Source organism: Ruegeria sp. HKCCSP351 (genome assembly GCF_017872535.1).
Taxonomy (GTDB): domain Bacteria; phylum Pseudomonadota; class Alphaproteobacteria; order Rhodobacterales; family Rhodobacteraceae; genus Ruegeria.
Map to the genome: position 1 here is coordinate 87,220 of NZ_JAEDOV010000012.1, position 10,677 is coordinate 97,896.

Genomic DNA, 10,677 nt, shown 5'->3' on the forward strand with positions numbered 1-10,677 from the left:
GAAACCGGTCAGTGGTCATGCGGCCATGTCCCCCAGCGCCTTGAGCGTCACAGGCTGGCCGGTTGCACTGCTTTCGCGCACCGCATCGGCAACCTCGATCGCCCGCAGGGCGGCGTGACCATCGGAAATGCGCAAACCTGTCCGACCCGCACAAAGGCCAACGAACTCCTGCAGTTCATCTGCAAAAGACAGCAAGGCCGTAGTTTTCCAGGATTTCAGTTTTTCCCGCAGCATGATGCCGGGATAGCGGCGATGCTGGCGGCTGGGCTTGCCACCCGGACGATCCATGGTGATCAGCAATGTTTCCATCGGCGCATAGGCCCCGCGCACCATGCCTTTGCTGCCGTAGACCTCGACCTGACTTTTGTAACCTTTCCAGTCTGTCCAGGTCGCCTGATAGATCGCCGGAATGCCCTCGGGGTTTTTGAAGATCGCCATCGCGTTGTCCTCAGAGCCGGGCTCGTTCCAGACCTTTTCGGTGGCGACACCATAAACGCTGGTGATTTCACCCAGCATATGGCGGGCCATGTCGGTCATGTGAATCCCCACATCCCACAGCGCGCCACCCCCGGATATCTCGGATTTGTATTCCCAGTCATGCACGAATTTCGTCAGACCCTCATGGCCACCATAGATGCGCACATGATCGACCTCTCCGATCTGGCCCGATCCGATGATATCTTTCACGTAAGAGAAGGCTGGGTAATAGCGCATGTTGAATCCGCCGCCCAGAGCCCTGCCCGCCGCCTGGGCTGCTAAAACGATCCTGCGGCTGGCCTCGGCCGTGGTGGCCAGTGGCTTTTCCGCCAGCACGTGCAACCCCCGCTCGAACGCGGTCAGGCACAAAGGTTCGCGCACATGTGCCGGAGTCGAAATAATGACCGCGTCCATGTCGGCATCAAAAAACCTGTCTGCATCGGTAAAGGCTGGCGCACCACTGGCCACGGCTTCGGCGCGATCCATGTCCATATCCATAACGGCGGCAAGCGTGGTGTCAGGGTTGTCGATAATGGTCTGCACGCGCATCTGCCCGATCTTGCCGGCTGCGCCGATCACACCGATCCTCATAAAATTCCTCACTCAAAACCTTGGGGTGTTACACCCCGGACATCTATAACAGCAGATCATCTGTTAGCGGAGTAGCATGCGCAACCACCCTGCGCTAGGCTTCTGAGGCGCAACGATTTCATGCCTAGATTTGAATTGAAGAAGGATTGGCAACAGTGAACTTCACCGGATCAGAAAAACTGCGGGGGCAGGCAGTCTTTGTCACCGGCGCGACAGGGTTTCTCGGGGGGCGCCTGATTTCGGCCCTTCTGGAAAGCGGGGCGCGGGTTACGGCCCTGTTGCGCAGCCGCCATGGCGCGAAGGGCCTAGAGGCAAAGGGCGCCACTGTCGTCACCGCAGCACTTGGTGATCGGGATGCGATTGCAGACGCCCTGCGCGGCCACGACATACTGATGCATCTGGCCTATGACGTGCGGGCCACTTCCGAGAAGAACCTGTCAGATTTTGCCGCACTGTTCAGCGCGGCACAGGATGCTGGCATCGGCAGGATCGTCCATACCAGTTCCATCGTGGTTTATGATGTCTGGCCCAACGCGGATCTGGATGAAACCAGTCCGGTGCAACGCTCTGGTGGCAGCCCGTACCGCCAGGCCAAGATCGAGATGGAGAAACAGCTGATGGCTGGACCCATCTCGGCCGCCATCCTTCAACCCACCTTGATTTATGGGCCCGGCAGCGCCTTGTGGACGGATCAGTTGACGGAAAATCTGGCCACAGGAACACAAGTCCTGCCGCAGCCCCTGGGCCTGTGTAACGGCGTGTTCGTCGACGATGTGGTACAGGCCATTCTTAGGGCGGCAGTTCTGGCGGATCTGGGGCAGGAACGCTTTATCATCTCCGGGCCTGAACCGGTGGCTTGGTCCGACCTTTTAGCCGGCTATTCGCGGATCATCGGCAAAGGCGAGCTCCGCCTGGAACCGTATCAAACCCTCTCGGATCGATTGGGCCCCGAACCCGATCATGATGCGGGTCCCGAGACCCTCTCGGCTGCGGCCCGGATCGGAGCGCTTGGCCGTACGCTGCTGGGGCGGGAACGGTTCGAAGCGCTGGTGCGTGCCATCAAAAGACGCGTGTCCTCCGGCGATGGTGCCGCCTATCCCGACCGGCACCTGCTGGAACTTTTTGCTGCCAAGGGCAGGTGTAGCATCGCACATGCACAGGAGCGGTTGGGTTATCAGCCCGACTACTCGCTTGAAAAAGGTCTGGCGGCGACAGCAGACTATTTGCGGGGCCGGTTTGGCTAACGCCATGCCATTATTTGAAACGCAACCGCATGGCCCGGATTTCGGGGCCGCTATCAAGGCAAAAACATGCTGCATATTGGTGTAGACGCCAGTTCCTGGGAAAATGAACGTGGCTTTGGACGTTTCACCCGCAATCTGATCCCTGCCCTGGCAGCCCGGAAATCGGGCTTTCGCTATACGTTGCTGTTCGATCAGGAACCGACGCGGCCTGTACCCGAAGGTGTCGATATCCGGATTGCCGGGTCGGACAAGTCGATGTCAGAGGCCTCCTCCGGGGCCTCGGCGCGCGGCGGGGCCGATCTCATCACCATGGCCCGATCCGCACAGCGGATGGAATGCGATCTGTTCTTCTATCCGGCGGTCTATTCCTATTTTCCGCAACTGACCCGACGGCCCTCGGTCGTGTGTTTTCATGACACCATTCCTGAACGGTTTCCCGATCTCATCTTCCCCAAGAAACTGAACTTCCACCTGTGGCAGGTGAAATGCTGGCTGGCCAAGAAACAGGCAACGCGGATCATGACAATCTCGCAGGCGTCCGCCAATGATCTGGAACGTATTCTGCGCATCCCTGCAGATCGCACCGACATTATCACCGAAGGGGCTGAGCCGGTCTTTCGGCAAATCCACGACGCAAAGCTTCTGGCGCAGACGCGTCAGACATACGATATCCCGCCCGACGCGCCCTTGCTGGTCTATGTGGGCGGCTTCAACCGGCACAAGAATGTGCTGCGCCTGATCGAGGCGATGCCTGAAATCCTGGCGCGCGTGCCAAATGCACGTCTGGCCATTGTCGGGCGCACCACCGGCGCGCGGTTCTGGGACAATGTCGAAGACCTCAAGGCCAGCGCTGCCGCTGATGCGGCCCGGTCTGAAAGCATTGTCTTCACCGGCGAGATTGATGACCCGGAACTGGCCGCCCTGCTCAATGCCGCCGATGCGCTGGTCTTCCCCTCTCTGTGGGAGGGGTTCGGCCTGCCCGCGCTCGAGGCGATGTCCTGCGGCACGCCGGTTCTGTCCTCAGATCGCGGCAGCCTTCCCGAGGTGGTGGGCGATGGCGGGCTGTATTTCGACCCCCTGTCCAGTCAGGCACTGGCAAATCAGGCCGTCCGGCTGCTGACTGAACCGGGCCTGCGGACCGACCTTTCGCAAAAGGCGCTGGCGCAAGCCACCCAGTTCAGCTGGGACAAGGGCGCGGAACTGGCCGAGGCGTCGTTTCGGCAAGCATTACGCCCTAAATGACAAAAATTATCCTGACTTGGACATATCAAAAATACCCTCAACAATACCACAAATGGCCAAAGATTGAGGCGTTTTGGGAAACACGGTACTGCAGTCTCGGACCGGGCCGACAAATATATTGGATTCGCCACCGTTCCGCCCTATCCGTGGAAAGAGCCTGAATTTCCGACGGCCAAACCGCACATTGATTTCAGTCTGACTTTGTACGATCAGGATAGATTATGAACTACGAAACCTCGCACCACCTTTCCCTCAAGCAGCTTATCGCGGCGCGCGATGCGCGGGTTGCTGTGGTTGGGCTGGGCTATGTCGGGCTGCCGCTGGCGCTGACTGCCTATGATGAGGGGTTCGATACCACCGGCGTTGATCTCAACCCTGACCGGGTAGCACGGATCAATCAGGGCGATCAGGTCATATCGTATCTGGCGTCAGACCGGATCGCACAAGCGGTAGACAGCGGCAGGTTCCGCGCAACGCAGGACGCCGCGGCACTGGCCGAGGCCGATATCATCCTGATCTGCGTGCCGACCCCGCTGACCGATGCACAAGACCCGGACATGCGCTTTGTCGCCGCCGCCGCCGAAACCATCGCGCAGCATCTGCGCCCCGGTCAGATGGTGGTGCTGGAAAGCAGTGTCTGGCCCGGAGCCACGACCACACTGGTTCAGCCGATCCTTGAGGCGGGCGGTCTGCGCGCGGGCAGTGATTTCTTCCTGGCGTTTTCGCCCGAGCGCGAAGACCCCGGCAATGACAAGTTCGACACGCACAGCATCCCGAAGGTGGTGGGTGCCGACGATCCGCTGTCGCGGCAACTGGTCGAGGATTTCTACCGCGCCATCGTCACCAGCGCCGTCCCGGTCAGCTCGGCCGCTACCGCTGAGGCGGTGAAGCTGGTCGAAAACAGCTTTCGCACCGTCAATATCGCGCTGGTCAACGAGTTGAAGACCGCGCTTGAAGCAATGGACGTGGATGTCTGGGAAGTGATCGAGGCTGCGGCGACCAAGCCGTTTGGCTTCATGCCCTTCTATCCCGGTCCCGGAATTGGTGGGGCCTGCATCCCGGTGTCTCCGGCCTATCTGGCCTGGCGCGCCGCGGATGCAGGATCTGATACACCAATCATCAATCTGGCCCGCTCCAGCAACGACGCCGTGCCATCCATGCTGGCGGCACGGATGGCCGCCGAACTGGCGGCGCGTAACGGCTCGGCCATCGCCGAGACCGGGCAGCCCCTGACCGGTCAGCGCATCCTGCTGATGGGCATCGCCTATAAGCGCGATGTCGAGGATACCCGCCGCAGCCCGGCGCTGGTGTTGCTGGACGAGCTGGAGAAGCTGGGGGCCGAGGTCGAGTATCACGACCCGTATTTCCCCCGCCTGCCCGAAGGTGGCGAATACCCGCAGCTTGCGGGCCGAACCTCCCAGCCGCTAACCGCAGAAAACCTGAAACGCTATGCGGCGGTGGCCGTAATCACCGATCACAGCGCCCCGGATTACGGTCTGGTCGCGCGCGAGGCGGCACTGGTTTTTGATACGCGCAATGTTTTTGAAAAAGCGGGGATCAGGGTGACGGACGGGCGTCTGGTCAAGATGTGACCCCTCAGCCCCCCTGCCATTCGGCGGCCGAAACGCACGCTCATCTGGCATTCCATCCAATCAACCGCGGATCGACAGAGCGGTGCCATAGGCGAACCTTTGCACATTTTCAGGGATGCGGGCGTTCCATATTGCTGTCACAAAAGTTTTGAGAAACTATCCACTCAGACATTCCTATGTCTCAATAAACTATAAAGCAGTGTGGCACGAGTAGTGGAGCAAAGCTCCTCCCGGTAAAAATAACCAAATTTTAACCCTCTGTAGTTCAAAGTTTTGCCATGATTTCACCGCGAAATCATTATGGGCATCTGCCCAATGGCTGAACTGCAACCACTTGAGGGCTGGCCAGACCAAGACCATAGCCGGAGGACTTGGAGAACATGATCGGAGTTATCGGAATAGCCATTCTTGTCGGCTTGTGCGCCGCCGGGATTGCTTTGTTCTCCGGTGCGTCCATCCTGATGGCTCTGGGCAGCTATGTCCTCTTCGGCTGGCTGTTCATCATTGCCGCTCTCATCGTCATCGGTGCTGTCAAAGCCGTGAAGACACGCGTGCAGAAACAAAACCCCGCCTATTCCAGCTAAGCGCTAATCCCGCCCGGCGACCCTCTTGGCCACATAGCCCAGAAACGCCCGCTGCGGGTTTCTGATTTGCGGGCGACCGGACGCGGCCCAATAGGCCAGCCAGTCCGCTTCCAACGCATAGACATCGCGGCCCGGTGCCATTGCCCTGGCTTCCTCCAGCGCCTGTGACGGCAGGATCGGTTTGTCCGGTCCCTCGACTACCTGGCCACGGCGCGAAAAGCGGATCAGGTCGCCCGGCTCTTCGATCATCTCGTAGTCGGGCAGATGATCGGCTGCGATCATGTCGCGGATCATTTTGCGGAACACCCGCCGGGGCGAGGCCGAGCCCGATTTCTTCAGCAGCACCTCGACCGAGATCCGCCACTCGGGCTGGCGACCGCAATGTTTGCGGGCCAGCTCATAGATGCGCCGCTCGAGCGGTTTGCGCAGGCGGAAGTAATCGCGGCTGAGGGTCAGCACGGATTTCGCCAGAACCGCGCGAAACAGCCAGTCCGACAGTTTCACACTGACGCTGACCATCCGACCCGCCCGGGTGTGGCGGACGATTTCCCAGCTTTCGATCAGGCCGAACCCGGTGGTGGTTTCCTTCTCGCCGGTGACAATGTTGGTGGTGATCCGGGTACCTGCCAGCCGCTCGAACGCTTCGCGCAGACGCTTGTAGCCATCGCCGCTGGTTTCGCGATTGGTGGCCACCAGCAGATCATGCGCCTTCAGATGCAACACCCGGCTGACCGTCCGGCCCGCATTGATCGCTGCCATCAGTTGGCTGATGCAAAAGATCAGGATGTCCTTGTCGTGGATCGTCGCCAGTCCCCGCACCGAAGGCGTCACCGTAATCTCGACCCCGTTATGCTCGTAATTGAGGATCCGGCGATCCGGCCGGGTCGAGAGCGAAAACATCGGATGCTCCATCGAGCCCATATCTGTCTTGGGCAGCGCATCGAAGATATCGCATACAAAAAAATCACCCGTTGGGTGCCGGTCGGGCAACAACGCCCCTGACCCGCTCATACTGCCCTGCCCATATGTCCTGCCCGAATCTTTGTTCGTGGTTTTATTGACGCCCACCGTAGAGTTATCCACAGGACGCGTAAAGCCGCCGGAACGTGGGATCAGAGTCACTACAACGTGGGATCAGAGTCGCTTGATCGTGGGATCAGATTCACTATGAATGCTCAAGAATACAAAAACCTCTTTTTTTTCTTACACTTAAAAACATCAGGATTTCTCCGTAACTAATAAAATAACAGGATTCTAACTGGATATTTTTTTGCCGGACACTCAAAACCAGTGTTTCAATCGATAGTTACCCCTTATTATTGCTTAGAAAATCCGGTTTTATGCTCATTATGCTTCCACATGCTTCCTTTTGTGGTATATTGAGCAAAACATAGCACATAGGCAGGTTTTCAATGCGAGCAGCAACCTCCGAGGGGCTTCCCCCCTATTTCAACATTGATCCGGATCTGGCTTATGCTGAACTTGGAAATCCAACCGGTACGGGTGAGTTTTCACAAATCGCGGATGCCTGTGCGCGGGGGCGTAGCGACCTGGCGAACCGGGGGCTGGAAGAAAACGGTCAGAAAAAGCTGCGCCTGTTTTCAACCTGGGAAATCACCAAATATCTGATCCCAGTCGCACCCGCCCATTTTCGCCGGGTCCTGAAGGGCAACCCGGATCTGCCGCAGGGACAGTCCGAAACGGAAGGCGGTGCCAAGTGGTTCACGCTGGATGAGGTTCTGCGGCTGCGGGCGCATTTTGCCTCGGAGGGGTCCAAAGCCAAGGAGTACCGCCCTTACCGACCCAACGGGCTACCTGCCAAGATCGTGTCCGTGGCCAATTTCAAGGGCGGTGTTGGCAAAACCTCGACCTGCGCGCATCTGGCCATGTCGGCGGCTCTGGACGGTTACAAGGTGCTGGTCATCGACCTGGACAGCCAGGGTTCGATGACGTCGATCTTTGGCGGCAAGGTGAGCGATGAATGGCAGACGGTGTTCCCCTTACTCGCCCGTCATTACGCCACCCATCTGCGCCGCGACAATCAGGGGCGTCTTGACCGGGGTGAGGCACCGCATCCGATCGACGACACCTTGTCCGAAGCGCTGAAGGTCCGCAGCAGCGATCTGATCCAGACCACGCATTGGCCGAATATCGATCTGATCGGAGCGCAGCTGAACCTCTACTGGGCCGAGTTCCAGATCCCCGTCTGGCGGATGCAGGGCCGCAGCTGGAAGCTGTGGGATGCGCTGACAGATACGCTGGACGAAGATGGGGTGCTGGACGATTACGATATCATCTTCATCGATACCCCCCCTGCCCTTGGCTATCTGACGATCAATGGGCTTGCGGCCTCGGATATCCTGCTGGTGCCCATGGGGGCCTCGTTCCTGGAGTTTGATTCCACCGGTCGGTTCTTTGACATGCTGCATTCCACGTTTCAGTCCATCGAAGATGGTGAGAACATGGCAGCCCGCGCCTTGGGACGCCCCGAGATGGCCTTTCAGTGGGACGCAGTGCGCACAATCATCACCCGCTATGACGGCAGCCAGCAGGCGGAACTGGCCGGGCTGATGCAGGCCTATCTGGGCCGGACCCTGTCGCCGCACTGGCAGGGCTACACGGCGCTGATCGGGCAGGCGGGGGAACAGGTCAACGGTATCTACGAGGCCGATTACCGCGATTTCAACCGCGAGACCTATGTGCGCGGGCGGGAAACCTTTGATGCCACCTATGCCTCGTTCAAGAAGCTGCTGATTGGCGTCTGGCGAGGTGAGGAACTGGCCCAGCAGGCCGAAGCGGCGGGGACGCCGGAACTGGCGCTAAGGTGATCATGTTTCGCGCGCGAAACACATCAGTGGCGCCCGAAACGGGGTCTGATCCGCGCTGGAAAAGGAGAAAGTGATGGCAAAACGCAAACGGTTGACCCCTGCCCGGCCGGATTATCTGGAAGACACCCGCCCTGCCCCCGGGTTGAACCCCATGTTCCCTGCGGATACGCCCCGCGCTGCGCCTCCGGTTGCACAGGTGGCCGGAGCCACGGCGGCTCAGGCGGCACTGGAGGAGCTGTCCGGCGAATTGCGTGCGGCCCGTGCCGAGGGGCGGTTGGTGCAGGACCTGCCGCTGGATTCAATCGAGGAAACCTATCTGGTGCGCGACCGGCTGGCGGCTGATGACGCGGATATGGAGGCGTTGAAGGAAAGCCTGAAAGCGCGCGGTCAGCAAACCCCGATTGAGGTCGTGGAGCTGCCGGAAGGGCGTTATGGGCTGATCTCTGGCTGGCGTCGGATGACAGCGCTGCGGGCCTTGGCGCAGGACATGGGCGAGGCCCGCTTTGAAACCGTGCGTGCCTTTCTCAGGCAACCACAGAGTGCATCTGACGCTTACGTGGCCATGGTCGAGGAAAATGAGATCCGCGTCGGGCTGAGCTATTATGAGCGCGCCCGGATCGTGGCACGCGCGGCAGAGCAGGGGGTTTACCCGGACGAAGCCGCCGCCCTGCGCGGGCTGTTTGCCTCAGCCAGCCGGGCCAAACGATCCAAGATCGGGTCCTTCATCGCGATCTATCACGCGCTGGACGATCATCTACGGTTTGCCTCGGCCATCCCTGAGCGGTTGGGATTGTCGATTGCGAAGGTTTTGAAGGAGGAGTCGAAAGCGGCTGCTTTGATCGCCAAAGCCTTGCAAGGGGTCGCGCCCGAGACATCGGAAACTGAGATATCGGCTCTGACCCGCGCGGCAAACAGCCTGTCATCAAGGGATGCAAAATCGCCCGCTCCCGAGACGGCCTCGAAAGAGACATTCGGTGACATTCACTTGAAACAGAGTCGAAACGGTTCACAAGTCACCCTGTCCGGCCAAGGGATGTCTGAAGAATTTCTTATGGAACTGAAAACCTGGCTACACGCACGCAGTACCTGATGTTTCGCGCGCGAAACCGCTCTTTCTTTCACCCCAACAGGTCTGCGGCCGGGTTTTCGGCGATATCGACGTCATCGTAGTATTTCTGCGCCTGTGCCATGGAGCGGTGCAGGGACAGGCGCATGGCGGCCTGGATCGGGGCACCGTCCAGCGCGGCTTGCGTCAGAAACCCCGAGCGCAGCCCGTGAGGCGAGGCGAAGCCTTCGGGCAGCCCCGCCAGTTTCAACCGGTGCCGAACAATCTGGTAGATCGCATCCGGGCTGAGCCGGCGCTTGAGCACCCGATCCGCCTTGGAGATGGGGCGGAAGAGCGGCCCATCCCCGATCTGGCCCACCTCGATCCAATGCACCAGCGCCTGTGCCGCGCGGGTCTTGAGCACCAGCCGCGGTGTTTCCCCCTTTTGGGTGGTCTTGGTTTCCAGCAGTGAGATCCACACCAGGCCCTTGGTCTCGAACTCTTTCAACGACACATCTTCCCGCATCAACCCGGTGATCTCCGAGCGCCGTCTACCACCAGAAGCCCAACCCAGCATCAGGATCGCCCGGTCGCGGCAATCGCGCCGCGACCCCCGGCAGGTGGTCAGCAACTGCTCCAGCACATCCCGGGTGATCGGATGCTGCGATTTTGGGGCAGGGGGCCGGGCGGCGGCGCGGCGCGCCTTGGCGCGGGCCTGTTTCACCTGAGGGGCACCGAACGGACTGGTCAGGTTCTTCATTCGATGAAAGGCAAGCCAGGAGGCGATGCGCCGGTCCAGCGTCGAAGGGGCAGGACAGGCGAGGGACTTCCGCAGCCCCTGCGCGATCAGTGCCTCGACCGTCTGGCGGGCGCGATCGTCCACCGGTGCGCCCGTCAGGTCGCGCGCATGATCGAGGATAAAGGCCAGTGCGGTGGCTTCGCTTTCGGGCCAGTCCAGCGTCGCTGCGAACCGCGCGGACTTCCAGGCGGTGACATAAAGCAGGTCGCGCTCATAAGCCCGCAGCGTATTGGCTGGCGTGCCGCGCACATAAAGATCGGTGAGCGCCTCCTGAT

The 10,677-nt window shown here is 60.0% G+C and carries 9 protein-coding genes; 6 read left to right on the forward strand and 3 right to left on the reverse strand.

The features are described 5' to 3' along the window. Window positions 1-15 precede the first annotated feature (15 nt). Window positions 16-1,056, reverse strand: a complete 1,041-nt coding sequence (locus I9182_RS19075) for a Gfo/Idh/MocA family oxidoreductase (RefSeq protein ID WP_209599302.1) — start codon at window positions 1,054-1,056, stop codon at window positions 16-18. A gap of 167 nt (window positions 1,057-1,223) precedes the next feature. Between I9182_RS19075 and I9182_RS19080 the strand changes: the two genes are divergently transcribed. The 4 genes from I9182_RS19080 (at window position 1,224) to I9182_RS19095 (ending at window position 5,730) form a co-directional block, all read left to right on the forward strand. Further along, window positions 1,224-2,312, forward strand: coding sequence for an NAD-dependent epimerase/dehydratase family protein (locus tag I9182_RS19080; protein WP_348540411.1), 1,089 nt, complete (start codon window positions 1,224-1,226; stop codon window positions 2,310-2,312). A gap of 66 nt (window positions 2,313-2,378) precedes the next feature. After that, window positions 2,379-3,554, forward strand: a complete 1,176-nt coding sequence (locus I9182_RS19085; RefSeq protein WP_209599304.1) for a glycosyltransferase family 1 protein — start codon at window positions 2,379-2,381, stop codon at window positions 3,552-3,554. Window positions 3,555-3,775: 221 nt separating this feature from the next. Then, window positions 3,776-5,146, forward strand: a complete 1,371-nt coding sequence (locus tag I9182_RS19090) for a nucleotide sugar dehydrogenase (protein WP_209599305.1) — start codon at window positions 3,776-3,778, stop codon at window positions 5,144-5,146. A 380-nt stretch (window positions 5,147-5,526) separates the two neighbouring features. Further along, complete coding sequence (locus I9182_RS19095; RefSeq protein ID WP_209599306.1) at window positions 5,527-5,730, forward strand: hypothetical protein; 204 nt, start codon at window positions 5,527-5,529, stop codon at window positions 5,728-5,730. Window positions 5,731-5,733: 3 nt separating this feature from the next. Here the strand turns inward: I9182_RS19095 and I9182_RS19100 are convergent, their stop codons facing one another. Further along, complete coding sequence (locus tag I9182_RS19100) at window positions 5,734-6,741, reverse strand: replication initiator protein A (protein ID WP_209507478.1); 1,008 nt, start codon at window positions 6,739-6,741, stop codon at window positions 5,734-5,736. Between the two features lie 401 nt (window positions 6,742-7,142). Between I9182_RS19100 and I9182_RS19105 the strand changes: the two genes are divergently transcribed. Next, window positions 7,143-8,558 (forward strand): AAA family ATPase, encoded by a 1,416-nt coding sequence (locus I9182_RS19105; RefSeq protein ID WP_209599307.1) that lies wholly within the window; start codon window positions 7,143-7,145, stop codon window positions 8,556-8,558. A 73-nt stretch (window positions 8,559-8,631) separates the two neighbouring features. Then, the gene (locus I9182_RS19110) at window positions 8,632-9,648 is read left to right on the forward strand and encodes a ParB N-terminal domain-containing protein (RefSeq protein WP_209599308.1); all 1,017 of its coding nucleotides are present in this window, start codon (window positions 8,632-8,634) and stop codon (window positions 9,646-9,648) included. A 28-nt stretch (window positions 9,649-9,676) separates the two neighbouring features. On the opposite strand, the gene I9182_RS19115 is transcribed toward I9182_RS19110, so the two are convergent. Beyond that, the coding region (locus I9182_RS19115; RefSeq protein WP_245222736.1) for a tyrosine-type recombinase/integrase at window positions 9,677-10,677 on the reverse strand (1,001 nt) is incomplete at its 5' end.